The organism is Oscillatoria nigro-viridis PCC 7112 (assembly GCF_000317475.1).
GTDB classification, from domain to species: domain Bacteria; phylum Cyanobacteriota; class Cyanobacteriia; order Cyanobacteriales; family Microcoleaceae; genus Microcoleus; species Microcoleus nigroviridis.
This window is the reverse complement of record NC_019729.1, coordinates 5,054,550-5,080,666: the sequence shown is the minus strand read 5'-3', so window position 1 is coordinate 5,080,666 and position 26,117 is coordinate 5,054,550. Positions and strand designations below refer to the sequence as shown.

General features: G+C 45.0%; 22 protein-coding genes and 2 pseudogenes. 10 read left to right on the top strand and 14 right to left on the bottom strand.

Annotated elements, in window-relative coordinates; genetic code table 11:
• Nucleotides 1-181 precede the first annotated feature (181 nt).
• Nucleotides 182-1,393 carry an RNA-guided endonuclease InsQ/TnpB family protein gene (locus OSC7112_RS21285; RefSeq protein WP_015177840.1) on the top strand — a complete coding sequence of 404 codons (1,212 nt, stop codon included), beginning with the start codon at nt 182-184 and terminating at the stop codon, nt 1,391-1,393.
• A gap of 120 nt (nt 1,394-1,513) precedes the next feature.
• Here OSC7112_RS21285 and OSC7112_RS21280 read toward each other — a convergent pair whose 3' ends face one another.
• Entirely contained in the window at nt 1,514-1,729 is a 216-nt protein-coding gene (locus OSC7112_RS21280) for a hypothetical protein (protein ID WP_015177839.1), read from the bottom strand.
• A 111-nt stretch (nt 1,730-1,840) separates the two neighbouring features.
• Between OSC7112_RS21280 and OSC7112_RS41875 the strand changes: the two genes are divergently transcribed.
• Nucleotides 1,841-1,975 carry a hypothetical protein gene (locus OSC7112_RS41875; protein ID WP_263053539.1) on the top strand — a complete coding sequence of 45 codons (135 nt, stop codon included), beginning with the start codon at nt 1,841-1,843 and terminating at the stop codon, nt 1,973-1,975.
• A 365-nt stretch (nt 1,976-2,340) separates the two neighbouring features.
• Here OSC7112_RS41875 and guaA read toward each other — a convergent pair whose 3' ends face one another.
• Both guaA and cbiD read right to left on the bottom strand, forming a co-directional pair.
• The gene (gene guaA, locus OSC7112_RS21275; protein WP_397319592.1) at nt 2,341-3,942 is read right to left on the bottom strand and encodes a glutamine-hydrolyzing GMP synthase; all 1,602 of its coding nucleotides are present in this window, start codon (nt 3,940-3,942) and stop codon (nt 2,341-2,343) included.
• A gap of 347 nt (nt 3,943-4,289) precedes the next feature.
• The gene (cbiD, locus tag OSC7112_RS21270) at nt 4,290-5,435 is read right to left on the bottom strand and encodes a cobalt-precorrin-5B (C(1))-methyltransferase CbiD (protein ID WP_015177837.1); all 1,146 of its coding nucleotides are present in this window, start codon (nt 5,433-5,435) and stop codon (nt 4,290-4,292) included.
• A 754-nt stretch (nt 5,436-6,189) separates the two neighbouring features.
• Between cbiD and OSC7112_RS21265 the strand changes: the two genes are divergently transcribed.
• From OSC7112_RS21265 to OSC7112_RS21250, 4 genes are all read left to right on the top strand, one after another.
• A complete protein-coding gene (locus OSC7112_RS21265) occupies nt 6,190-7,623 on the top strand; it encodes an MFS transporter (RefSeq protein WP_015177836.1) in 1,434 nt (477 codons plus the stop codon).
• A gap of 763 nt (nt 7,624-8,386) precedes the next feature.
• On the top strand, nt 8,387-9,430 hold the full coding sequence (locus OSC7112_RS21260; RefSeq protein WP_015177835.1) for a T6SS phospholipase effector Tle1-like catalytic domain-containing protein: 1,044 nt from the start codon (nt 8,387-8,389) through the stop codon (nt 9,428-9,430).
• A gap of 84 nt (nt 9,431-9,514) precedes the next feature.
• Complete coding sequence (locus tag OSC7112_RS21255) at nt 9,515-11,161, top strand: peroxidase family protein (RefSeq protein WP_015177834.1); 1,647 nt, start codon at nt 9,515-9,517, stop codon at nt 11,159-11,161.
• A gap of 199 nt (nt 11,162-11,360) precedes the next feature.
• Nucleotides 11,361-12,563 carry a catalase family protein gene (locus OSC7112_RS21250; RefSeq protein ID WP_015177833.1) on the top strand — a complete coding sequence of 401 codons (1,203 nt, stop codon included), beginning with the start codon at nt 11,361-11,363 and terminating at the stop codon, nt 12,561-12,563.
• Nucleotides 12,564-12,828: 265 nt separating this feature from the next.
• On the opposite strand, the gene rpsD is transcribed toward OSC7112_RS21250, so the two are convergent.
• Nucleotides 12,829-13,437 (bottom strand): 30S ribosomal protein S4, encoded by a 609-nt coding sequence (gene rpsD / locus OSC7112_RS21245; protein ID WP_015177832.1) that lies wholly within the window; start codon nt 13,435-13,437, stop codon nt 12,829-12,831.
• A 192-nt stretch (nt 13,438-13,629) separates the two neighbouring features.
• On the opposite strand from rpsD, the gene OSC7112_RS21240 reads away from it, so the two are divergent.
• Both OSC7112_RS21240 and OSC7112_RS21235 read left to right on the top strand, forming a co-directional pair.
• Nucleotides 13,630-14,259, top strand: coding sequence for a hypothetical protein (locus OSC7112_RS21240; protein WP_015177831.1), 630 nt, complete (start codon nt 13,630-13,632; stop codon nt 14,257-14,259).
• Nucleotides 14,260-14,353: 94 nt separating this feature from the next.
• A complete protein-coding gene (locus OSC7112_RS21235; protein ID WP_015177830.1) occupies nt 14,354-14,722 on the top strand; it encodes a rhodanese-like domain-containing protein in 369 nt (122 codons plus the stop codon).
• 137 nt (nt 14,723-14,859) lie between these two features.
• On the opposite strand, the gene OSC7112_RS36045 is transcribed toward OSC7112_RS21235, so the two are convergent.
• Nucleotides 14,860-15,261 carry a transposase gene (locus OSC7112_RS36045; protein WP_071883998.1) on the bottom strand — a complete coding sequence of 134 codons (402 nt, stop codon included), beginning with the start codon at nt 15,259-15,261 and terminating at the stop codon, nt 14,860-14,862.
• Nucleotides 15,233-15,571: a hypothetical protein gene (locus OSC7112_RS38475; RefSeq protein WP_150111574.1), complete on the bottom strand. Its 339-nt coding sequence runs from the start codon at nt 15,569-15,571 to the stop codon at nt 15,233-15,235. The genes OSC7112_RS36045 and OSC7112_RS38475 overlap by 29 nt, the downstream gene beginning before the upstream one ends.
• Before the next feature lie 200 nt (nt 15,572-15,771).
• Between OSC7112_RS38475 and OSC7112_RS37210 the strand changes: the two are divergent.
• Nucleotides 15,772-16,169: pseudogene (locus tag OSC7112_RS37210) on the top strand (transposase); the annotation flags it as partial.
• A gap of 113 nt (nt 16,170-16,282) precedes the next feature.
• Here OSC7112_RS37210 and OSC7112_RS21220 read toward each other — a convergent pair.
• Nucleotides 16,283-17,779, bottom strand: a pseudogene (locus tag OSC7112_RS21220) (IS5 family transposase).
• A 137-nt stretch (nt 17,780-17,916) separates the two neighbouring features.
• Here OSC7112_RS21220 and OSC7112_RS40050 point away from each other — a divergent pair.
• A complete protein-coding gene (locus OSC7112_RS40050; RefSeq protein ID WP_190274246.1) occupies nt 17,917-18,066 on the top strand; it encodes a hypothetical protein in 150 nt (49 codons plus the stop codon).
• A gap of 292 nt (nt 18,067-18,358) precedes the next feature.
• Here OSC7112_RS40050 and OSC7112_RS21210 read toward each other — a convergent pair whose 3' ends face one another.
• The 7 genes from OSC7112_RS21210 to OSC7112_RS21180 all read right to left on the bottom strand — a co-directional run bounded on the left by OSC7112_RS21210 (nt 18,359) and on the right by OSC7112_RS21180 (nt 26,115).
• Nucleotides 18,359-19,165, bottom strand: coding sequence for a WecB/TagA/CpsF family glycosyltransferase (locus tag OSC7112_RS21210; RefSeq protein ID WP_041622664.1), 807 nt, complete (start codon nt 19,163-19,165; stop codon nt 18,359-18,361).
• Between the two features lie 117 nt (nt 19,166-19,282).
• A complete protein-coding gene (locus OSC7112_RS21205) occupies nt 19,283-20,365 on the bottom strand; it encodes an NAD-dependent epimerase/dehydratase family protein (protein ID WP_015177828.1) in 1,083 nt (360 codons plus the stop codon).
• Nucleotides 20,366-20,424: 59 nt separating this feature from the next.
• Nucleotides 20,425-21,711 (bottom strand): glycosyltransferase family 4 protein, encoded by a 1,287-nt coding sequence (locus OSC7112_RS21200; protein WP_015177827.1) that lies wholly within the window; start codon nt 21,709-21,711, stop codon nt 20,425-20,427.
• Nucleotides 21,712-21,753: 42 nt separating this feature from the next.
• Complete coding sequence (locus OSC7112_RS21195) at nt 21,754-22,914, bottom strand: glycosyltransferase family 4 protein (protein ID WP_015177826.1); 1,161 nt, start codon at nt 22,912-22,914, stop codon at nt 21,754-21,756.
• A gap of 1 nt (nt 22,915) precedes the next feature.
• Nucleotides 22,916-23,824 (bottom strand): glycosyltransferase family 2 protein, encoded by a 909-nt coding sequence (locus OSC7112_RS21190; RefSeq protein WP_015177825.1) that lies wholly within the window; start codon nt 23,822-23,824, stop codon nt 22,916-22,918.
• Between the two features lie 71 nt (nt 23,825-23,895).
• The gene (locus tag OSC7112_RS21185; protein ID WP_015177824.1) at nt 23,896-25,149 is read right to left on the bottom strand and encodes a glycosyltransferase family 4 protein; all 1,254 of its coding nucleotides are present in this window, start codon (nt 25,147-25,149) and stop codon (nt 23,896-23,898) included.
• 24 nt (nt 25,150-25,173) lie between these two features.
• Nucleotides 25,174-26,115: a hemolytic protein HlpA gene (locus OSC7112_RS21180; protein ID WP_041623329.1), complete on the bottom strand. Its 942-nt coding sequence runs from the start codon at nt 26,113-26,115 to the stop codon at nt 25,174-25,176.
• Nucleotides 26,116-26,117 lie beyond the last annotated feature (2 nt).

Below are 26,117 nucleotides of genomic sequence, written 5' to 3'. Positions count from 1 at the left end.
CCTGAAAACCCCGCGACTTTAGTCCGGGGATGAAAGGGGTAAGGAGGCTTTAGCCTCCCAGTCTATTTTCTGAGCTCTCAGGATGGCGCTGTCAAGTAAAACCATGTAAATCTTTGTGAACAACTAGAGGTATATTAAGCCGACTCTGGTAGCATAAGACTATCGTGATGAGGTCGAAGTCATGTTAGTTTTTGAGTTCAAAGCATCGGGTAAAAAGCAGCAATTTGACGCTGTAGACGAAGCAATTAGAACGGTGCAGTTCATCCGCAACAAAGCATTGCGCTTTTGGATGGAAAACGAAAAAGTCAACAAATACGACTTGAATAAATACAGCGCCATTCTAGCGAAGGAATTCCCGTTTTGCGACGACTTAAACAGCATGGCCAGACAATCGAGTTCAGAAAGAGCGTGGTCGGCGATTTCACGATTTTACGACAACTGCAAAAAGAAAGTCCCAGGAAAAAAAGGGTTTCCGCAATTCCAGAAAGACAACCGCTCGGTCGAGTACAAAACTACGGGCTGGCGTCTGGCAGATGACCGGAAATCAATCACTTTTACCGATAAAAAAGGAATCGGCAAACTTAAATTAAAAGGAACCCGCGACTTGCATTTCTACCAGCGCAGTCAAATCAAACGAGTACGCTTGGTAAGGCGAGCAGACGGATATTATGTCCAGTTTTGCATTCAAGTTGACCGTTCTGAAAAGATTGAAATCACGGGTAACGCCATCGGGTTAGATGTAGGACTTAAAGAGTTTTACACTGACTCAAATGGCATTGCAGTTGATAACCCGCGTTTCCTCCGCAAGGGAGAACGCAGGTTGAAGAAATCCCAAAAACGAGTTTCAAAACGAGTCAAGGGTTCACAAAACAGAAAAAAAGCTAGAGCGATTCTAGGGAAGCGCCACCTCAAAATAAGTAGACAGCGTAAAGATTTTGCCCTGAAGTTGGCAAGATGCGTCATCCAGTCTAACGACTGCGTAGTCTACGAAGATTTGAGGATTAAAAATATGGTGAAGAATCACTCTCTAGCAAAATCGATTAACGACGCATCTTGGTATATGTTCCGAATTTGGCTGGAATATTTTGGCAAAGTATTCGGAAGAATTACGATTGCCGTACCAGCTAACGGAACAAGTCAAGAATGCTCTAGTTGCGGAACAATTGTTAAGAAAAGTCTCTCAACGCGAACCCACGCTTGTCGGTGTGGATGCGTATTAGATCGTGACTGGAACGCAGCTAAAAATATCCTGAGTCGGGGATTGAGTACGGCGGGGCACGTCGGAACTTGGATCTTAGATCCGAACGCTTGTGGAGAATTGACCGCTACCGATGTTGAAGTAATTCTGCACCGGCAAGTTGATTCTGCGAATCAAGAATCTCCTCGGCTTTAGCCAGGAGAGTGTCAAACAAAAAGCTATCGTTGTATAGGGCGATCGCCATATCAGTGACTGGTCTCAACTTTCCCAATCGAAAGCTGTTGTAGAGTGTCGAGTTCTCAACGAGCTTTCTGCTTACGAGACGATGGAGAGTTCATCACTGACTTGAATCCTACCTTTGACCAGGGAGCGAATCAGACGATCGAGTGAGCCGCGTTCTTCTTCACTGATCGACTCATCGAGGATGGCGGCCATTATGCCGTAGCGGTCAGCTTTGGTAACGCGGTGAGTATCGGTGACAGTGGCAATTAATTCGTTGATAGCGCCGGGAAGAAGATTAACTGGATACATGGGATTGTTTTGAACTCGACACCTTAATCATCTCGTGGTTTCTCCTAAGAGCAAGTGATGGTGCTGGTTTTTTTCCGTGATAATACTGAAAATCTTCGGTGAACCAAGTCTGTGTTACCAGTGATCGAAGTCACAACATTGAAACCAATGCAGCGCTGGAACAATTACAGCATATTCCATGTAGATGTAGATCGCGATCGACCTGGTTTCGAGCAACGGAATCACTGCCAGAGGGGAGAACTGTAAAGAAACCCGGTTTCTAGGGTGTACTTCATAAACCTGGAATACCCTGTACAACCGACATTCTGCCCTTGGGGCGACTCTTGAGGGAGAATTCCCTCACAATTGATGCAAACCTCATGGCTTGGTCAAAAATATCTGAATGTGACAGTCATATCATGTCCGATCGAGTGACCGCGATTAAAAGGGCGGGTTTTTGAGATTGGAGATTGTTGGCAGATATTTTGCGTGAGGGGAGCCCCTACCGTATTAGGGGTAATCTACCGGACATAATATCAAAGGGCGGAATGTGGGGAATCGCCCTTTTATCCAAAATCAAAATAAGTAGACAGACAAAAAATCAGTCCGCCTACTTAACCGCTAACTACAAATCACTCCCACTCGATCGTTCCCGGTGGCTTAGAAGTAATATCGTAAACCACTCGGTTCACCCCCTTAACTTCATTCACAATCCGGTTCGAGATCAGTTCCAACAAATCGTAAGGAACCCGCGCCCAATCAGCCGTCATCCCGTCTTCACTCTTAATAAATCGCAAGACGATCGGGTAAGCATAAGTGCGCTGATCGCCCATCACCCCTACACTGCGAATCGGTAGCAAAACTGCAAAAGCTTGCCAAAGTTCGCCGTACAATCCGTGGCGGTTAATTTCTTGGCGAACAATGAAGTCAGCATCCCGCAAAATATTTAGTCTGTCTGCGGTAACTTCTCCTATAATCCGAATCGCCAATCCCGGGCCCGGGAAAGGCTGTCGGTTCACAATTTCTTCGGGAAGTCCGATCGACCGGCCGACTTTTCGCACTTCATCCTTAAACAGTTTTCGCAGCGGTTCGATCAGCTTAAATCGCAAATCTTTCGGCAAACCCCCCACGTTGTGGTGGCTTTTAATTTTAACAGCAACTCGCTCGCCGCTTTTCGGGTCTGCATTAGTGTCAGCCGACTCAATCACATCAGGATAAAGAGTACCTTGTGCGAGGTAGTCAAAGGGGCCGAGACGCTTCGATTCTTCTTCAAATACGTTGATAAATTCGTGACCGATCCGCTTGCGTTTTACTTCAGGATCGGTAATCCCTTCAAGTTGAGCTAAAAACCGTTCGCGAGCATTAACATACTCAACGTCAATGTGGAATTGCTCTTTAAATAATTTTACCAACCGTTCTGGTTCATACTTCCGCATAAACCCTTGGTCGATAAACATACAGGTAAGTTGGTCGCCGATCGCCTTGTGCAGCAAGAAAGCCAAAGTAGAAGAATCTACACCGCCGGATAGAGCCAGCAAAACTCGTTTATCTCCCACTTGCTCTCGAATTTCGCGAATCGATTCCTCCACAAAAGTAGCTGTCGTCCAAGTCGGTTCGCACTCGCAAATGTGGTAAACAAAATTGCGAATTAAAGCTATTCCCCCGATCGAGTGAACTACTTCTGGATGGAACTGAACGCCGTACAAATTTTTCTCGTGGTGAGCAACAGCAGCACACGGAGTATTGTCAGTGTGAGCGAGGATCTCAAAACCCGTCGGCAGATCGGTACAGGAGTCTCCGTGGCTCATCCACATCGTGCTGCCCTCTTCGACATTTGTCAGCAAATCCGTAGGATCGTCAATAAATAGCGATGCCTTGCCGTATTCGGCTAACTTAGCCCGCTCAACCGTGCCTCCGAGCTGCTTTACCATCAACTGCATCCCGTAACACACTCCCAACACCGGTATTCCCAAATTCCAAATTTCTGGGTCGCAGTGGGGTGCTTTTTCATCGTATACAGAACTCGGGCCTCCTGAAAGAATAATTCCTTTAGGATTGATAGCTTTTAACTGTTCGGCAGTAGTGCGGTAAGAAATAACTTCTGAATATACTTGAGTTTCGCGAATTCGACGAGCAATCAGTTCGGAATATTGCGAACCGAAGTCGAGAATCACGATAATCTGGCGATCTATCTGCTGCCGAAAAGAGGTTGTGAGAACGGATTCAGTTTCTATTTGAGTAGTCACGGTTATTGCGTAATTGCTAAGTGCTAATTGGGTCGAAAGTAGCTGAGGTATCTGTCGCGGTCTCAGTACAATTCTCAGGAAGGCGAGGAACCATTGGTCGCTAGGAATAAATCTTATTTATACTAGATTGCAGTCAGCGATGTTAGTCGATTAATCGGGTACAGGGCAAGCATAGATTTACTTCGAGCCTTCCCCTAATTAATTGAATTTTTGCTTCAGAAATAACTTCCACAAGCAACCTAGTATAATTAAGGTCTAGGGACAGAGAATTATTATTTGTTAAATATTATCCCTGACCGATGTTTGAAACAGAATTCAGGGATATTCACACTACCTTAACAAATTTGGGTCAAAAATGTATCTCCTATGTCACTTTTAACAATAATTTTGCGATCGCGCCCGAACATCACCGATCCCACGGGGACGTGCAAGTTAGTGTGAGTAAAAATGCAATCCGATGACCGCAAGTCTATTTGTCGGGCGATGTCGCCGTAAATTCGATCGACCCAATTGCTCCCAAACTCGGCGTCCAAAGCCCGCAATTGCTTGAGAGCATCTTCCGCCGTCGCTGCGGCAAAAATTGCGGAACACGCATCGGCAGGCATTCCAGCTTTAGCACAGTAAGCTGTGAGAATTTCCCGGCGCGCGTCAGCGAGGTGGTGGTGAGTGTGAAAAATTCCCGCCGCCAATTTCATCAGTTTCCCGTGATAGCCAAACAGCAAAATTGACTGCACGCCCTGATATCCTGCTTCTACCAGCAGCGGGCCGAGCCAGTTAGCGGTTTTGACTAGCCTAGAGGGATTAATCCCCAGTTGTCGCGCCAAATCCAAACCGTTTTCGCCGATGCAGAAAACCAAACAGTCAAACAGTTCGGCTTTTTGTTGCAGTTGTTCGCGGTAAAGTTCCAACTGTCCGGGGGCACTGAGGGGTTGAGAAATGCCAGTTGTACCCAGCAGCGAAAGTCCTTCTACCACGCCGAAAGCTTCGTTAGAAGTCCGGGTGGCTAGTTTGCGCCCTGACGGCAGAATCAGGGTGACAGTAATTTTTTCTCCCCGTGCGAGTTCTAGGCTCAGATTCGATCGCAACAGTCGCATTGCGTAATCATAGATTGCCGCTCCTCCACCGACTGTGTGACGCCCTATACCTTCACCGCCGAGAATCACAATCTGCTCTCCCTCTCCCCCTCTCTCCCTCTCTCCCTCTCTCCACCTTCCCAATTCCACCATTGCCCAAACGGGGGTATTGCGAGTCAGATCGAGATTGTCCCCCGGATCGGAGCGAGTCACTCCTAAAGCGGTACCAGTTTTGAGTACAGACGCCTGTTCGATCGGAATTTCTGCTGTTATTTGCGGTTCCAGTAAATTTACTGATACGCTATCTAGCGAGTGAATACCCTCACGCAAGCACCGCAAAGCTGCAAGTGCGGCCGCACAGGCAAATACTGGCAGTGTATACCCGGATAAAGGTTGAGTTTTGGTCACGATCAAATGCAGAAATCCGTAAATTTGCCGATGATCGACATCACACCTTAGCAGTGATATCTCTCCAACGTTTAAGTTTAATTCTAGGGTTTGCTATTATCTGCAGTTAGAGTAATTTTTGTCAACTAGAATTTTGTCCTGTGAGTTGCCTTGAAGCAAGCAACGCTTTTTTGAGGTGCGTTAGCGTTACCTTTCGCGATCCGAAGGAAAGCCCGTCCCTACGGGGGCTACGCCAACGTAGAGGCTCGCCAATAACCCACTCCGAAGCTTTACCGGCACCTGGGGGCGATTTTCACAAAAAACCCGGAATCTCGATCGCGAGCGCTGGCACAGAACAAACAGATTCCAGGAATTAGGTAGAAATAGTTAGCAGCTATACTCGGCAAGTCGATCGTCTTTCATTCTATAGATTTAGCTAGCCCTAAAGGTTTCAGAGCGGAATGGACGATCGGGCGCGAAATTTGTTTTGGCCCTTGGGGCGGCTTGTTTGAGGCGGAATTCGAGAAATTTTTGGCAGGCGAAATGCTGCGATCGCTTCCTTGTTAAGCCCTAAAACCTACTTTTTTACAATTAGCAAATTTATATCTCCCAAGCGGTTGATGTCCTAGCGATTGCAAGTCATTTATATTGATATGAATTACCCGGACGTGCCAGTCCTACTTTCGAGCTAACCTCTTGAAGGTGGGGCTGGTTTTATCTAACCCTGTTACTTCAATTCTCCAATCTAAAATCTCCAATCTAAAATCGATTGACTATGGTTGAACCAGTTGCAGAGTTAAATGAACCTCTATCTCTTCAGACTCCAGACATAGTAGACCCGAAAATATTTCAGCTCGTTCTCCCTCCAAAAACCGATCTCAAAATTTCTAAACAAGAGGTTCGATCGACCCTGAAAGCCTCAACTCTAGACGGCGTTTTTGCCGCTGTCTTCGAGTCGGCGACCACCGGCGTGCTGCTGAGCAACTTCTTGCTGCAACTGGGGGCGAGCAGCGTGGAAATAGGTATATTCTCTGCTATTCCGATGGTGGTAAATCTCCTGCAACCATTAGGAGCCTACATCGCAGACCGGACAACCAGCCGCCACTGGTACAACCTATTTGTATTCGGCGTTTCGCGGCTGCTGTGGCTGGTGCTCGCGGTGGCAATTGTTTGGGGTTCCCAGCACGCAGACCTCCACCAACTGCTGCAATGGACACTGGTAACAGTCGTAGCAGCTAGCGTGCTGGCAGCTTTTGCCAATTCTAGCTGGTTCAGTTGGATGGCTGCCGTAGTGCCTCAGCGCTTGCGGGGACGCTATTTTGGCTTTCGCAACAGTGCTGTCAGCCTCATCACTTTGCTCGGAGTGCCGTTGATGGGATTGGGAGTGTCAACTTGGGGCGCAGATCCAATTTTTGGCTACGGTATTGTTTTATTGGTGGCTGTTTTGGCGGGAATGATTAGTTTGGGGTGTCAATCCTTCATGGTTGATGTGAATCCCCAGGTATACAAAAAAGATGCACTGAGCGATCGACTTACAGAGAAAAAAGCAAAGCAAATAACAGATTTTGTCCCTTCTGTGCTGAAAAATTCTAATTTTTTAATGTTTATTCTTTACTTCAGCATCTGGACATTTGCTATTAATCTCAGCGCGCCTTTTTTTAATATCTACCTGCTGAAAGATTTAAGCTTGGATGTGAGTTGGGTAACGATTTACACCAGCTTAAGTTCCGGGGCAAATCTACTGCTGCTGATGTTTTGGGGCAAGTTGGCCGATCGCTGGGGAAATCGCCCCCTGCTAATTGCGGTTGGGCTGGTGGTGGCCCTGACGCCTTTGCTGTGGTTGGGTACGGGCAATTACCCTTTTGCCCTGTGGGTGTGGCTGCCGCTGCTGCACTTGCTGGGGGGAACGACTTTAGGCGCGATCGGGCTGTGTACTAACAATATTCAAATGGAGATAGCGTCGATCGAGCAACCTTCGACTTATTTTGCGATCGGCGCAGCGGTTTCGGGATTAGCTGGGGCTTTGGGAACTACCGCCGGCGGCTTTCTTGCCGAACTTCCAGGCATGAGTTTGGGCTCACTGTTTGCCCTCTCGGCTGCTGTGCGGCTGGTAGGCTTGCTGCCTTTGGTTTTGGTGCGAGAACCCCGCAGCCAGTCGCTGCGGTCGATCGTCCCTACTTTTGGACGCTTCAAATTTAACCGGGGCTAGAAAATTTGCACACAAATTTACCGATCGAGAAACCAGAAAAACCTACAGATTGTTAAACAATTCAACCACATCGCAGAAAAACTGAGAGTGACTGAAACAAAAATTCACCTCAAACAGAGCATCGAACCTGCTACTTGTGCAACAAATAGCTCATTATTACAGCGGTTCTCAAAAAAGTGAGGTATGCCCGATGCCCACGGAGGCCGATGCCCACGGAGGCCGATGCCCACGGAGCCCCATGCCCGATGCCCACGGAGCCCGCGGAGTACCTCATCTTTCTGAGAAAGGCTATATCTTGCAGCCTACGGACAAATCGATAAAATATAGCTGTTCTAAAAACCGATCTGGCAGAGCGTAAATGTGTTTAAAGGTTTGTTAGCTATGGCGTCGGATAGCTACTTCTGTTAGGAGAATCGAGCATTTTCCCAGAACCAAAGCTACTATTTCACTCTCTAAATTTTTTACGTTTTAAGAGAATCGAGCATTTTCCCAGAACCAAAGCTACTATTTCACTCTGTTATTTATTGTTTAAGAAATATAAATAAATTTCACATTTTAATACAGCCAACTAGACTAGATGGTGTTTTGAGACTATCCTGACAATCGCAAAAGCTAAAGATTGCCAGCAAAATATCGATTTCCAGCAATCAACGATCGGCGAACGCTGTCAGGCGATAGAAACACCGGAATTGGCAATTCTCTTGTAACCGATTACCAAAGACAGCTCGCTCTCCAATGTCAAATTCAAAGAGAGAATATAAAAATGACGAAACCAGGGAAACGTCTGATAGTTTGCTGTGATGGAACTTGGAACAAACTAGATACTCAGTGCCCAACTAATGTGGTTAGGCTGGCCCAGGCCGTGAAACGGACAGCCAGTGACGGGGTTCCGCAGATCGTGTTTTATGACGAGGGAATTGGAGTAGACAGTAACAAGATTGTGGGCGGAGTCACTGGGCTGGGAATCGATAAAAATATCCAAGATGCCTATCGTTTTCTTTCTTTCAACTACGATCGGGGTGACGAAATCTATCTATTCGGGTTCAGTCGCGGTGCTTACACAGTCAGGAGTCTAGCGGGGATGATCTATTGCTCCGGTCTCCTATCCCGCCGTAACGTTACCATGGCATCACAAGCTTACGAGCTTTACCGTAAGCGAGAGATTTCACCAAAGCATTCGGAAGCAAAGAGTTTCCGCGAAAAATTCGGCAAAGATAAGGGCGATCGCGTCCCGATTACCTTGCTTGGTTGTTTCGACACCGTTGGAGCCCTTGGTATTCCTCTTGTACCCGCCTTGAAGAAGTTTGAGGGACAGATCAAAACAAGGTACAAATTCCACGACACCACTTTAAATAAGGATATTGAGAATGCGTTGCACGCCGTTGCGATCGACGAAATTCGCGAAGTCTTTGATGTTACCCTGATGAAGAAAAATCCTGATGCCCCGAACCAGAAGCTTCGTCAAGTTTGGTTTCCAGGCGAACATGGCTGCATCGGCGGTGGTACGCCAGAATACCGCGGGTTATCAGATGCTGTCTTGAAGTGGATGTTGGATCAAATCAGTGACTTTGAATTGAAGCTGGAATTCGATCCAGAAGCCATTGAGGATATCAAGCCTGATTATAAGGCTCCATTTCAAAACAATCCTGGGTTCTTCAAATTGGCAGGAATCAAGTGGCGCGAGGTGGGAGAGACCCTTGAGGATCTTCATGAAAGCGCGATCGAGCGATTGAAAAAACGCCAAGACTATCGGCCTAAGAATTTGCAAAAAATTCTCTCCAAAGTAATTGAAAATCCAGAAAACTGATCGAACTTTATCAAACTCTCAGAACCGAACATCAGAAGACTTTGTAATCTACCTAATCTACAACAATCGAAAGGAAAAGGAATCATGACAAGAGATACATCTAGAGATGGATTCAGCAACAAAGCTTTAGCATATACGTTGACTCATTTCAAACCAATTTGGAACTTAGTTCAAAGTTACGAGCCTCTGAAACGTAAACTAAACAAATTTTTTCTCAATAGCATCATTTACAAACTTCCAACTCGCCCGCTTCCCTATAGCTTAATGGGCTTAGATCCCAAAATTCCAGGGACAGATATTCCCAAGAAAACTGATACCTATATCTCTTGGGATTCACTGACAGACAAGACTTATACTGGGCGACATTTACCTCCCGATCCGGAATTTAACAAAGAAGGAAATTTACCACCACTGGACAAAGTAAAGACCTTATTCCAAAAAAGAGACGGAAAAACCATTTATTCGGAAAAATCGACTCTGCTTTTTCCCTATTGGGTGCAGTGGTTTACAGATAGTTTTCTCCGGATCGATCAGGAAAACCGCTTCAAAAATACCTCCAACCATCAGATTGATATGTGTAATGTTTACGGGTTGACCCGCAAACAAACAAATATGCTCAGAGCTTTCAAAGACGGTAAATTTAAAACCCAAAAACTCAAGCGCAAAGATGGCGTAGAAGAAGAGTATCCACTCTTTTATTATGCCGATCCCGAGCAGGGTATTATCGATCCTCAATTTGAAGGTCTTCATGCACCCCTTAATGATGAGAAAAGACAACCCCCCGAAAAGAAAAGCAAGCTATTTGCAATGGGAGTTGAACGGGCAAACGTCCAAATTGGCTATGTCATGCTCAACACTTTATGTATCAGGGAGCATAATCGAATTTGTGATGTTTTGTCCAAAAGCTATCCGGAATGGGACGATGAGAGGCTCTTCCAAACCGCGAGAAATATTCTCATGGTGATTGTTCTCAATATCATTATGGAAGAGTACATTTTCCACATTACGCCCTATAATTTTAGGTTCTTTGCCGATCCTGAAGCTTTTACCAAGGAAAGTTGGTATCGAGAAAATTGGATGGCGATTGAGTTTAGTTTTGTCTATCGCTGGCATAGTGCGATTCCGGAAACCTTTATCTATGACGGTAAAGAACAATCCATGTACGATTCCCTCTGGAATAATCAGATGTTAATCGATAAAGGGTTGGGTGCATTGATGGAAGAAACTTGTTCCCAACCAGGCACTAGAATTGGTTTGTTTAACACACCTGATTTTAAGATCGCAGGAACACCCTATACATTTATTGATGCTACCGAACTAGCATCTGTTAAACTCGGACGGCAGGCGCAGTTAGCAAGTTATAACGATTACCGCGAAATGTGTGGTTATCCCAGGGTGACTGATTTCAATCAAATTACGGGTGACGAATACGCTCAACAGAAATTAAAAGAGCTGTACGGTCATGTTGATAAGATTGAATTATTTGTCGGATTGTACGCTGAAGATGTCCGGAAAAATTCAGCAATTCCGCCTTTAGTAGCACGGATAATTGGCATTGATGCTTTCTCCCAAGCTTTAACTAATCCTTTGTTATCGCCTAAAGTCTTCAATAAGGAAACTTTTTCTGAGGTTGGTTGGGAAATTATCCAAAATACCAAAACAGTCTCTGATTTAGTGAATCGTAATGTGCCTCCAAGCGATCCCAAGTACAAAGTCTCCTTCGAACTTTAAGTTGTAGCTGACAACTAAGACTCAAGGTAGTGGGCGGCGCAAACACACCTGCGCCCTCAAAAATGGGGAAGAAAAAGCCGATATTTTCCCAAGCGCTCGGCTACGGCAATTCGGAAGCAATTGCACCAGCATTTATACTGTTTAACAGATGCAACGGTTTGTGTAGAGCCTTTTTTAGCGATTAACCGAAGGTTGTGTGATGAACAAAAAGTTATTTACCGAATATCCGGAACAGGACGAACTCAAATACTACGATCTTTTGGTTGAGCAAGCCAAGCTTCGGATGGATAATCTTTACGGCAATAAGGAGCGGGCGCTGCGAGATACTCACGCCAAAACTCATGCTTGCGTTAAAGGAACTCTGGAAATTTTTGACTTTGATGAGGAAGCGATTAAACAGGAATTGGGCAAACGCGCTTCGTTAACTTCTTCGCAACTCAATGCTATTTCCCTTAAGCAAGGTTTGCTGGCCAAACCCAAAGAATATCCTGTTTGGTTGCGATTTGCTAACGGGGCTACCAAAGTATACCCCGATTACCAAAAAGATTCGCGCTCAATATCACTGAAAGTGATGGGGGTGGAAGGGGAACGACTGGCGCAAAGCCACGAGTCAAAAACCCAGGACATCATTGTTCACAATTCAGAGATATTTGTGAGCCAAACCATCAAAGACTACTACGGCTTTTTTTCTGCTCTGGTTGAATCACCAGAGACATTGAAAAAGTGGCTAATGCGACATCCCAGACACTTTATAGCGGTCTCGACGCTTACGGGTAGCCGGACTCCGAAGAGTTTGCTAACAGCCAAATATTGGAGCGGTTCACCCTCTGCTTTGGGTCTCTATCCCGATTTCGATCCCTCTAAACCTGGTCTAGTTCCTGTCGAATATCCTGCTGTAATTAAGTATGGGTTTACTCCGGTTTCATCCCAACCACCGCACGAGATAATTCCAGAAGAATCTCGACCGGGAATTCCTAAAATTCCCTTTGTCGATCGCGCTAAAGCCTTGGGTTTAGATCCGAATAAACCAGACAATTATTACCGGGACAATCTAATTCAAGCTTTGGCGAAACCTGATGCCGAATACTGGTGGGATTTTGGCATTCAGTTCCAAACCAGCCTAAAAATGCCGATCGACGATGGCATCAATGTCTGGAAGGAAAATGAATCACCCTTCTTGAGAGTAGGTCGTCTCACCGTCCAGCATCAGATTATTGATTATGAAAAACAATCTGATTTCAACGAAAACCTGAGATATTCTCCCTGGAACGGCTTAGCAGTTCATCGTCCAGTAGGTGCGATCAATCGGATACGCGGTGTTGTTTACCCTGTTGTAGCGAATTATCGCCTTCAAAAGCGAGGCATTGTCCACCAAGAACCAACCGGAGAAGAAACTTTTTAAGGGAATAATTTGAGGCTGGGACATCATTTAATGCCATCAGGCAAGTGTCGTCCGAGCAAATGGCCACTCAAAGAAGTTCCCAAGCGAAACCTTCAAAAAATCCCATCCCTTTTTAGGGGGTGGGAATGTTGAAAATTATGAATTCTTAGTCCTCAGTCCTCATTATTCAGTAGCAATTAATCAATAACTGGGTTCTTACCCAATTATTAATTATTCTGCTAGCAACCAACTGATGACTAATGACCAGCGACTGATGACTAATAACTTAAGCTTGCCGTGAGTAGTATTCCACCACTAACAGTTCGTTAATCTGAAGAGCAATCCACTCGCGCTCGATAACGCCGTTAACTTTGCCAACCAGTTTTTGCTTATCAAATTCCAAGTGATTCGGCAAGTGAGCCAAGCCTGGGTCTTTGAGATTAGCTTCTACCATTGTGCGAGAGCGCTCTCTATTTTTCACCGCAATTACATCACCAGGCTTGCACTGATAGCTGGCGATATTGACTTCACGGTCATTGACAGTTATGTGACCGTGATTTACCAATTGTCTGGCGGACGGAATGGTTGGAGCCATTCCCATCCGAAACACAGTATTGTCCAAGCGCATTTCCAAAAATTGCAGTAACACTTGACCTGTGGAGCCCGTGACACGGCGGGCTTTGCGGACGTAACGGAGCAGTTGGCGTTCCGTCACACCGTAATTGAAACGGAGTTTTTGCTTTTCTTGCAAGCGAACCGCGTACTCAGAGAGCTTTTTGCGGTTTTGACCGTGCTGTCCAGGCGGATAATCTCGTCTGGGGGTTTTGCGGGTTAGACCCGGCAACTCTTTCAGGCGACGGACGATTCTCAATCGGGGGCCTCGATATCGAGACATTTATTTTCCTCTCTAATATCTGTATGCAATTTTATGCAGACTCTATATTATATGTTGGTAACGGCCAAAATTCAAACAAAGATCGATAAAAAAACGATCGACCGCAGGGCGATCCATAATGTGCGGTAAATTCTGAAGGAAAACCCGATCGCTCGCCCCAATCAGCCAAAAAAACTCACTACTCGATCTGCCATGCACAACCGCAATTTTTCCCGCACTTCTTCCCCAAAGCCAGCACCGACAGGCTCAAACCCTACCGGGCGCTGGATATTGGCTCTCGGCACGCAGCTAGCAGCACTCGGTTTGTTGGCAACAGCACTGCCAATCTCACCAGCCTCAGCGATCACCATTAGATTCCCTCGCTCTAGGAATCCCTATCGCGTCTGCGCCCTGGAACTAATCGAAGCCGGAGTGGGGGCAGAGGCAGCGGCAGCCGCTTGTGCTGACGCGCTCCACCCCCGCGACATATCTAAATGCGCCCTCCAAATCAACCGCAAAACCAATATTTCGGGTGTCGAAGCGCTCTCTAGCTGTCGGCGGGTGAGGCGTCCCAACGAATTGGCTAGTTGCGTAGTGAATATTAACGGCAAAAGTCGAACTCAACCTGCAGATCCCCTGGTAGTGCTTGATGGATGCCGCCGCAGTTTATTGCCCCAACAGTTTTCTGAATGCGTAGTCGGTTTGAGCGGCAGGCTCGAATTTCCGACTGACAGGTTAATCGCCACTTGTCTTGACCCGAGGGGCAGCGTGAGCCAGTTGGACGGGCGTCCTGCACCGACGCCTCCAGCGGAGCTAATTTCACCGCCTTCGCCCGTCAATTAATCACTGTTAACTGTTGACTGTTAACTGTTAACTGTTGACTGTTGACTGTTGACTGTTAACTGTTGACTGTTAACTGACTAATGACTGATGACTAATGACTACTTTTTATAATCAAATGTCAGAAATTTTTGCTCAAATTACAGTCGAAGAATTAGGTCGCCACTTAGCAGAAACCAATGCTGAGAAATTGCAGCTTGTAGACGTGCGGGAACCTTACGAAATTGAACTCGCGGCGCTGCCGGGATTTGTAGCTTTTCCGCTGAGCGAGTTTGCCGAATGGTCGGGTGAAATTGACGCTAGACTCGATCGCGATACAGAAACCCTAGTTCTGTGCCATCACGGAGTGCGATCGGCTCAAATGTGCCACTGGTTAGCGACTCAAGGATTTACCAATGTTAAAAATATCGTTGGCGGTATCGATGCTTACTCACTGGTGGTCGATCGAACCGTCCCCCGCTATTAACATCAAATCCAGTTCTTAATTATCGTTTTATTCAGAGTCCGCGCGGGCGGACTTTGTATGTGTAGTAACGAATTATAGAGAATGTTGGCGAATTAAAAAAGGGTGAAACCAAACATCCCATAATCATGGCAAAAGAACTATGATGAGCCAGAAGTAAAAAGAGCAGAAAAACTAGAGACACGGGTCAAGGCAATCGGAATGTTACGCCAAAATGCCCACATTCTCGACAGATTCATCGCCGCAGCAGTCACAATATGTTGTAGACGAGTTTTGGCAAGACCCATGTAACGAGCCCGGCGCAAACCAAAAACACGAATTCCTTGAGATAGGGAACTTTCAACACCAGCCCGTAAGGCATAAAGCTGCTTAAAATCCAGGGTATGTTGTCTAGCCCTACCCTTGGCAAGAGCTTCGTAAAGAGGTTGAGGTTTGAGAGTCAGAACACGAGCTGACGCGGGCGAATGAGTACATTGAGAGGGCACAGGACAACCAGCACAATCAGCCCGACTTTCATCGCACTTGAATGACTCGATTGTCATAGCGATCCGAGGGTTGATGCCAAGATTTGCTGATGTGGCCCTGGGGACAATTCGCATGGCGATGCTCCCAATTGACCGTAAAACAAGAAAGATCGAAGCCTTGCTGTGCTTGTTCTTGCCAACTAGAGTCAGGCGGTACAGGGCCAAGGATCTCAATACCTAAATCAGTCTCGCTGGTGAGCAAGTGTTGGGCGTCAACATAAGCAGTATCGACGATATGTTCTTGTGGCAATCGGTGTTTACCCTGCAAAGCTTGATGAATCACCTGAGTCATTTCGACATCTCCGATGGTTGCGGGTGTCGTTTCCACATTAGTAATTAGGGTTTGCTGAATAAAGAGCAAAAGATTTACGAGGGCTGGGTGATGCGATTGCGCGATCGTCCGTCAGGTCGCCGTGAAAAACAGGTAAAATAGGTCAAAACCCGTGCATCACCATTTGCGATTGCGTACAGAAAAGCTGAGCTTGCTCTCCTATCACCCTCCGACTTTGAACTCCCCTCATGTGGAAGGATCGCATTTACCGTACAAGGGAAAACCGAGCGTGGTGCAAAGAAAAAGGAATTAGGCGAGCGTGGGCCCCCACTAGGAAGACCGCCAGCAAATGTGAGTCAATCAAAAAAGAGGCAAGCGTTGGAAGATAAAAGGATTAGAAATGCAATTGAGGGCAAGTTCGGGACTTGCGTAAACGAAGATTCGGTCGCTCATCTAATGATGGCTAAACTCGATAATACATCTACTACAGTTATTGAAATTACTTTTTTAGTCATGAACCGATGCTTCCTGGTGGCGCCGGGTTTTTTGTGTGTTTTTATGTCTATTTGGAAAAAGAACACCTGTTTTTGGGTTGAAGATAATCCTCAATTATAATTGGGGGGAATCGATACAGGAAAAGCTTATCTTTAACTGAGCTTTCAGATATCGATCGAACTTGTTCTTTGCGGGCGATCGATTATTCAGCAAACCCTACATAGGGCTTACTGAATAAGTTAGGAAAAATCGCGATCGCAATTAATGGGCAATTCAAGCTCGGCAAAACATAACTTTTTGTTGACTATAACTTGCCCAGTTATAGCTTTTAATAATCATTGAACCATAAATAGGTGTGATTTTTGGTTTTTGACATAAAAACACACAAAAAACCCGTCTTAACCAGGTAGCAAGGTTCATCACTAAAAAAGTAATAGCAATAGCTGTTTCCGAAGTATTATCAAGCTTTGCCATCACTCGATTCAAGCTAAATCTTCTTTTACCTTGTCCAAATTTGCCCTCAATAGAGTTACGAATTCTTTCATCTTCCCAGGCTTGTTTCTTGGTTTCCTTACTAACAATTGCTGGTGGCCTTCCTAAAGGGGGGCCACTAATTCTAATTCCTCTTTCTTTACACCAGGCTCGATTTTCCCTGGTTCGATAAATGCGATCGGCATGGACTGATTCTGGATAGCATCCTGTGTAAATTTTAAATGCTTCAAATGAGTGCTTTTAAGTCTCCTGATTCGTTAAAGTTATCCCAACTTATCCGGTCTAAAAATACATATCCTTCACTGCAACTCGCTGACAGTTTAGCTCCAAACTCTACGGGTTTTCCTGCTTTTCCTCTAACAATGGGACGGATGTGCGGTTGGCTTAAACTTACCCCAACTGTCCGATATACTCTGTTTTTTATTTTCCAATAACCAGAGTTGTTGGCGATAGACTTCTGTGAGAACTAGCAAGGTTTTATATTGCTTTTTGGTCAAACTTTGTAGGGTGGCACCTGATTCGATTAGCTGTTCAATATTAGCGAGGTTTCTTTTGATATATTGCAGTTGTTTTTTAAGGGCTTGGATTTTTTTGTTTCGTTTAGGTCGTCGTTGTTTTGCTACTGCTAAGTAGTCTTTCCTGGCTATTTTCCGGTAGGTTCTGGGTTTTTTATTGATTTTTACTTTGAGGGATTTATAGAGAATATCGATGATTTTTTCGGTATGAACTCTGGCTCGGTTTAATAGCCCTAAGTCGGTGGGATAGCTAATATCTGCTGGAGCACAGGTCGCATCTATGACTAATTTTCCTTGATTGGTTAATTCATTTTTTGCGTCCGAATCCTTTTTTTTTTCGGGCGGTTTTGGGGTGGTTTCGCGCATTTTTTCCACCATCCGTTCGTTCACTTTCTTGATTAAGTTTGCACTGATTCGCTGCCGAAAGTGGACTAATAATGATGGATCAAATGGGGGTTCATTACTGTATGTTGATTGACCTATAAAGTATTGCAGGTATGGGTTTTCTCGGATCTGTTCTACTGTTTCTATGTCGCTGATTCCCAGCTTTTCTTTGATAATTAATGCCCCTAATGCCATCCTAAATGATGCAAGCGGGTGCTCCCATTTCGGTCGGAAAATTTGCAGCATATTCTGATTCAAATTCTAACCAAGGAATTAGTTGGGTCATTTTTACCCAACGGTTATCTTCTGACAATCTTCCTTCAAAGGGGAGTTCAAAGTCGGATGGGGAGCTTGGGGCAAGCTCAGCTTTTCTATACACGATCGCAGGTGGTGATGCACGGGTTTTGACTGATTATACCTGTTTTTCACGGCGACCCTTACTACTTTTTTGTTCGGAAAACCCATACACTGTTTACTTTTCTCACTGATTCAGCAAGCCCTACATAAACTTTTGGTTTGATTATCAAGTTTGGTTACACACTCACCATACTTTTGCTATCTCCTGCGATCGTCGCCCATGCCAGGAGTACAGTCAAACCAAATGCGACTATTGACCCAGCAATTCACCTGAGTCGATCGATACTGACGCACAAACTTTGTATGTAAGGTGTGGAGTCCGCAGCTTACCACATAGATAATGTAAAAATTGTTTTCGGGCCTAATATCGTTTCCGGTTGCATCGGAATAATATATTTGGATCGTGTCAGTGGGAGCTTAAGAGCTCGCGATTTGGGTAGCGAGCTCTTAAGCTCCCACTATAATTCCGATGTCACCGGATTTGATATAAATTTTCTTGAATATGCGATCGCAGTTGCACCTCAAAACGATTAGTTACGATGTGTTTGCTTTTTTACTTTTTTCTTGTGAGCACCCATAATTGACAAGAAACTTTTAAATTTCAACCATATAATACTTCTTCTACAGGCGGCGTGGCGTCTGTAGGGTCGAACTGTTTGATTTTCAAAGCTTGTAGCAAAAACAGCCAGATATAAAGCGGATTCAAAAAAACATACCGCTGCCAAAGGCGCCGAGGTTCCTTAATCATCCGAAACAGCCATTCCAAACCTATTTTAGATAAAAAGTCAGGAGATTTAGCCAAATTACCCGCATGAAAATCGTAAGCAGCACCTACAGCAATCAACGGCATTGATAAGTCGTCCCGGTATTCGTAAGCCCAGACTTCTTGCCGGGGACACCCTAAACCGACAAAAGTAATTGCTGCACCGCTGTTGCGAATTTGCCGTGCAATTTCTTGTTTCTCTTGGGGCGAAACGTGCCTAAATTTAGAAGGCTGAGTTCCAGCAATAATTAACTTGGGAAAACGCTGGCAGAGATTGCGAGATAAAGCTTCCAGTACAGAGGCTTGAGAGCCGTACAAATAGATAGGTAATCCTTCTTCTGCCGCACGTTCGCAGATTTGTAACATCGCATTCGGCCCGCAAACTCGATCGGGCAATTCCGTATGGTAGAGCCAGTTTAACGCCCACCTGACCGGCTGTCCGTCTGGCAATACTAAGTCAATGTGATTAATCCGATAACGATGAGTGCTGTCGAGAACTCCAGTCATTACCCCGTGAACCGCTAGAGCAGAAACTGACATTGGTTTTCCGGCGCTGGCTGCCGCAATAATTTTGCTAACAGCCGCTTCATAATTAACGGCATTTACTAATATGCCCAGTACATTCTTTTTCCCTTTATCAATCATGGAGCACCTCTTTAAGTCAACGCTCGCGGTTACACTCATAAATCTCCCCTAAGATTTGTTTAACCTTGTATTCTTCAATCGTTTACCGAAATTCCCAGCACATTCTGTTTGTCCCGCTCACTCATGGGAATCCTCTTTCAGCCAACGCTCGCGGTTACATTCATAAATCTCCTGTAGGATTTGTTTAACGTTATATTTCATTTTCCAGTTGGGATAGTGACTGGAAAATTTTGAATTGTCGCTAATCCACCAAATGTGATCGCCAATGCGATTCCCTTCAGCATAAGTCCAATTAAACTTGCGTTCCGCAATTTCCTCGCACATCTGGATAGCTTCTAACATCGAACAATTGCTGTACCTGCCTCCTCCTGTATTATAAACTTGGGCGCTTTTGGGAGCTTTATAAAATTCATAAAATGCCGAAATTAAATCAGCGCTATGAATGTTATCGCGAACTTGCTTGCCTTTGTAGCCAAACACGGTGTAAGGAGTTCCCGTGACAGCACACTTCATCAAGTAGGCGAGGAAGCCGTGCAATTGAGCTCCAGAGTGATTTGGACCCGTCAAACAGCCGCCGCGAAAACAAGCGGTGTTCATATTAAAATATCGACCGTATTCTTGGACTAAAACATCAGCAGCTACCTTAGAAGCACCAAACAAACTGTGCAGGCACTGATCGAGTGACATATCTTCCCGAATGCCGCTTTCGTAAGTATGGCCTGGTTCAATTTCCCACCTGTGTTCTAATTCAATTAAAGGCAAACTGTTAGGCGTATCGCCGTATACTTTATTGGTAGAAGTGAAAATGAAAACCGCTTTAGGACAGTACAAGCGAGTTACTTCTAGAAGATTGAGAGTGCCGTTGGCATTGACGGTAAAGTCTATTTTCGGAGCACGAGAAGCCCAATCATGGCTGGGCTGGGCTGCTGTGTGAATTACTAATTCGATCGACTCGCCGTACCGCTGAAAGATATTGGTAATCGCTTCATAGTCGCGAATGTCCACATCTAAGTGATAATACTTGGTACCCAAAGACTTTTCGAGCTGTTGGCGGTTCCAGTTTGTAGAACCATCAGCACCAAAAAAGAACTGGCGCATATTATTGTCGATGCCAACTATATCTAAGCCTTGTTTGGCAAAGAACTTACACGCCTCAGAGCCAATTAAACCCGCCGAGCCAGTAATGATTGCAACGCCCACGTTTCACCGCCTGAAAAAATATAGTTTTTTGTGTTTTGCCCGCTCGAACAAATCAGAAGTTATCCTGATTTTCCGTCGAGTACATCTTCGCACAATTGGGCAAAGAATTTACCTTTGATATTCCAATCATAGATTTCCCTGACGCGCGTTTGACCCGATCGACCCAAGCGATCTCGCAATTCACGATCTTGGGCTAAACACACTATAGCTTCTGCTAGACCTTGCACAGTGCGATCGGGGTCAGTAGCAGCCACTTTAATCCCCGTTTGAGCGGTCACTTGAGTAGCCGGGCCCCCCAAATCCAAACAAATCGTCGGACGACCAACCCCCATCATTTCCGTGCAAACAAAACCACCAGAGTCATGCAAACTCGGATGGAGGAGAACGTGAGACTCCCCCATTTTAGAAAGAGTTTCAGTGCGAGATAAAGTTCCCCAAAAAAATACTTTATTTGCCAGTCCCAATTCTGTTGCCAAAGCTTCCAAACGCTGCCTTTCCGGACCGTCTCCCACAATCCAGTATTCCGATTGTTCCAGCTTTGCCTCCGCAAATGCACGGAGTCCCAAGTGTACCCCTTTCCAGTGTAAGAGACGACCGACACTGATGAATCTAATTGGTTGCTCCGGCGGGATAGGAAATTGCTCTAGTTCTTGAATTTCCTGCTGCGATAAACCGACTTGGGAGAAAATCTTCACGTTTTTTGCTTTGAGAAATCGCAGTCTGGCTGCGGTTTCTTCCGTAGTTGCCAGCGCCACAGCACTGCGGCGCGCTGTCAGCCCCACAAACGGATCGCGTTCTCCTACGCTTTGAGCCAATGCTCGCAGCGTTTCGTAAATTTTGCCCCGGCGGCTAAAATCTTCCCAAAAAGGCTTTGGTGCTGCTTCTGCACCCCCCACAGGCCCCCAAATAAAAGGATGCGGCAACAGTGCCAGGAAACTTGGAGACCAATGTTTGACATAAGTTACGTGATGTACTGTGTCAAAACCGATTTCGCGATCGAGCTTCCGAGCGATAAAATAAGCCCAGATTTGCCACAGATAGTAGTGAAGTTGCAGCAATCCTTGTTTCCCCTTCCAATCTTCGCTCCACCCAAACGGATCAAAATAAACAAAGTGCAGGTTTGGCACTGGGTTCCGCTCTAGTTCTGCTTCAATGTACGATCGACAAAACGTGCGAGTCAATACCCAACTTTCGTGATATTTAGCAGATTGGATAACAGTATTCCATCCTACTCCCTCTTCGGAGCCGAGATTCGGTTCGCAAGCAAACGCAGATAATAAAACTTTCATGGCTAAGTCGTAATTAGTAATTGGTAATTGGTAATTTTTCCCTCTTTCCTCTTCCATCCCTCCGTTAAATCATTTAAAAAATCCGTTGCCGAACTTGCTTCACATATTCTCCATCAAAAAAGATGTAACTTCGACATAAGCTTTAGCTGCTGTTTCCGGAGTTTTTTGAGAGATTATCTGTCGTGAACGCTGTCCCATCGACTCAATTAAATCAGGATGATCTATAAAAATTTGCATCTTCTCCGCTAACTCTTGAGCACTGCTAGGGTCGAAAATATAACCGTTCTCGCCTGACATAATTAACTCACAGGAAGCTGCACCCTTTGAACACAATACTGGTTTTCCCAACACCATCGCTTCGGGTACAACCATACCCCAGACATCCTCAAAAGTAGGAAACACAAAAATATCAGCTTGCTGAAAATAAGCACCTAAATTTCCATATTCCACCCATCCCGCCCACGTTACTTGCTCTTCAAAATCGTACAGTTTAATAAATGTTTCTAGTTCTTCCCGCTGATCTCCCTTGCCAACAATCAACAGCGAATAATCAACATAACCTTGATTTTTAAGAATAGCGCAAGCTTCTAAAAGCGTTTTAATTCCCTTTCTCGCCGTAATGCGCCCTACATACAGAAAAATCGGGCGTTTTAACTGCAAGTTGGGCGGCTGAGTTTGATCTAATCGTTTCAGCAAAGCTCCCGCGTCAGGTACGAGATAGGTTCGGGTAAAAATTTTATCCTCCGGTACATTGAGAACTTCCATCAAATATTTTTTCCCCGCATTGCTATTGGCAACAAAAGCATCGGCAAACCGCACAAGGATGCGGCGCACAAAAGTCCTAAAACTGGAATCTCGAAAGTCTGTATTTGGGGAACTACCATCGTAAATAATCGCAATTTTCCACCTCAGTAGCGGTTTTAAAAACGCAACAATTACAGTCCACAAAGAGAAAGCTTGGGGAAAGACCACATGAGGTCTAAATTTTAGCAAATAGCCGATAATACTAGGCGATACTACAATGAATCCGCGATCGTACCCTGTTTCTATCTTTTCCGTCTCGACAAATTTAGTCTCCCCTACCAACTGAATTGCCGATGCTCCCGGCAGCGTAGGATCGAACCCAGACCAAACACGACCAGTATAAAATACAGTATTCTTAAAAATTTTTGTAAATTCCCTCAAAACAGGCTGCCAGTAAGCTCCCAGTTCCACTTCCGGGACAAGCCAAGCAATGCGGAGTTCATTTCTATCAACCATCCTATTCACCTTGAGTTTTGTTTTTAGTCAATCCCAGTTTACTCAACACTGAAAGCCAAACTAACCTGCGATAAGGTAGCAGCCAATAAATTGGCCACAACCAGCCACCATGCCGCTGAGTAAATACTTTCCACTCTTGAGCCGGTTGCAGGGTAGTATCTTTGAAGGATAAACCTTTCGGTTTGCTCATTTTATCCAATCCTTCACTTAAATTATCAGCAGCCGTTTTGGTCACCTGGGGGTTGAGAGAACAAGTGCCTAAATAGCCAGGAGCAATCCAAACTGTACATCCTTTCTGTCTGGCTCGTAAACCATAATCCCAATCGCCAATATAATGGACAAAAGCCGGATCGAGGTTGCCGACCGTTTGCACAACACTGCGGGGAATTAATACGCAGTTGCCGTGCATAGTATCGCACATCTGAGGCTCTTTTGTTGGTTCTAGAATACCATATCGGAATGGGTGCAAAGGGTTATTTCGCACCACACCGCCGTATGTTGTTTGACCCGTTTCCGGGTCGCAGGTAGAACCGGAAACGATTGCTTTGGTTTCTCCTTTTTCTGATAATTTTTGAGTGGTTTCTAGCAAGACACTTACGGTTTCTGGATAAATAAGAGTGTCATCATTTAACCATAGGTAGTAGTCGGGATCATCTTTCATTGCTTCGGTAAAAGCCCCACGCATTCCCCCGTTCCAAAATAAGTTCCCATCTCCGGAAAAAATCTTGACTTGAGGATAGGTTTGACGAACTGCCTCGCTGGTTCCGTCTGTGCTGGCATCATCGACTAGATAGCCTAAAATATCAACATCTGCTGGAAGTGCCTGCTTAAAAAGAGCATCTAAGCAAGCTAATGTTTTCTCTTTGCGGTTGAAGCAAGTTAAAAGCGCGGCGATTTTAGTACGGTTCATTATTCCCAATTTGGCTGCTTTTAGCGATAGTTAATGTAAAAAGATTGCTGAACAAATCATAACTTTTGTCTTTACTTGAGAGTTGACAAAAGTTCGTTAAAAATAGATAAATAGCGCTTTGCTTGTATCTGTAAGGTGAATTCTTTTTCCACTTTCTGGCGGGCGCGAATACAAAGTTTTTGATGCCGATTTGGATCTTCTAAAACCCAAGCAATTCCTCGCGCTAAGTCTTCTGTTTCATAAGGTTTAGCTAAATAGCCATTTGAGCAGTGTTCGATCATATCGGGCAGCCCCCCGATATGGAATGCGGCGCTGGGGATGCCGCAAGCAAGGGCTTCCATCACTGTATTTGGCAAGTTATCTATCACAGAAGGGGCAACGAAAATATCTGCTGCTGCATAAACCGTTGCTAGGGAAATATCATCGGCTAGTCTCCCCAAATAGTTAGTTTTAAAACCAAGTTCAATGGGATTTTCGGGTTCAGAAGATCCAAAAACCAGCAACTCTATCCGATCTTTCCAGCCTGATTTACTGAGGCTTTGTAAAGCGGGTACGAGCAAGTTAAATCCTTTCCAGCGATCGCCCGTTCCACCTGCACCTCCAAAGAGTACAATTTGTTTATCTTGAGGTAAATTCAGAATTGCTCGCGCCCAGTGACGATTTATGGGTTTGTACTTTTGAGTATTGATGCCATTAGGAATTACTTCAACTCGAAAATTTTTGAATAAAGAACTAGAATTAGCGCATTTAGCTAACCAAACACTAGGGCTAACCAGAGTTAGGTTAAGCTTTTTCCAAGCTTTAGCTTTCCGCTGCCACACCCACCGCGACAGATCCGAATCTTTATTATTGTGAAGTTGCGGACAACTACCACAAGATTGAGTGTAGCGATCGCAATCTTCACTATAATGACATCCACCTGTAAAAGGCCACATATCATGGAGCGTCCAGACTAAGGGTTGATTAAACTTCGGAATACTTTCTACTTGTAAATAACCTCCACAAACCCAGTGCAAATTAATAATATCCGGTTCGAGTTTGGCAACTTGATCCGGGAGAGAATCGGGCAGCCATTGCGTAGAAAATATACCTGGGTTTCTCTCAGGATAAAATCGCAAGGGTGCGTTAGATAAAGTTGAAATAATCTTGTCAAACTTATTCGCAATACTATTCTGCGACGAAATTACATTGCGATCGCCACTACTCTTATTTTTGACCAGCATTTGCGAAGACACACCAATCCCCTGAAAACCTTGGTGCAGTCGATAAGCGGCGCGGGCAGCCCCCCCTTCACTATCAGAACTATTGAGAAGTACAACCTTCATTTCCCCTGCCTTTTCTCTAAATTTCTAGCTGACTTTGCCTGATTTTTTAAAAATTTTATTGACTTTTTTTTGCACCTTCCTTAGCAAGGGCGGATCGTAATCATATAAAGTGTTTTCAGTAAAATTATCTGCTTGCACATCCCGGATGGCAAAGGCTGGGTGTTTCATCGGAAATATTATAGCTTCTACAGGCATATTACTATAAGGACTGTTGACATCCTCCGTATTAGTTCCCCCTACACCATGTCCGATATTAGAAGCTAAATTGACATTTGCAAGAATATTCATACCATTTTGAATAAAACTAGCAAATGTCCACTGAAAAGCCCAACTCTGTAATTTTTTTTCATAACAAAGCTGAAAAGTATTTGTCCAAACTTTTACAGCATGGGAGTCTCCCAGTACATCCATCAAAAAATTACCATCCCGAATTTCCGGCCACAACTTCATATCTAAATCATAATGCTGCCAAGCTCGCCTCCAACTCGCCCAGCTCCAGCAGTGATTATAGCGAGAAAAGTAGTAACTATAATCAGTTCTTTTTCGCCCAAACTGAACATTTTGACCAGAGATTGACAGAATCCGCCGAGCGTCTCGGTAACGCTCCAGCAATTCTTCAGCGAAGCGGAAAAAAGTAGGATGAGGGAGACAGTCATCCTCAAGAATAATTGCCTCTTCAACTTGATCGAACACCCAATTCATACCGCTAGAAACCCGCAGGCGACAACCGAGATTTACGTCTGCGTAATTCTTCAAAACTTCGCAGTCCCAATCTACTTGGTCAATAATAGCTCTAGCCGCAGCACATTCTCGATCTTCTCCAGCCCTATCTGGACGTGGGCCGTCAGCAATTACTAGCAATTTGGGAGGTTTTGCCTGACGAATTGCCTCAAATACTCTAGCCGTTGTATCTGGACGTTTGAAGATGATAAAAGCGACGGGTGTTTGGATTTGGTAATTGAACATTT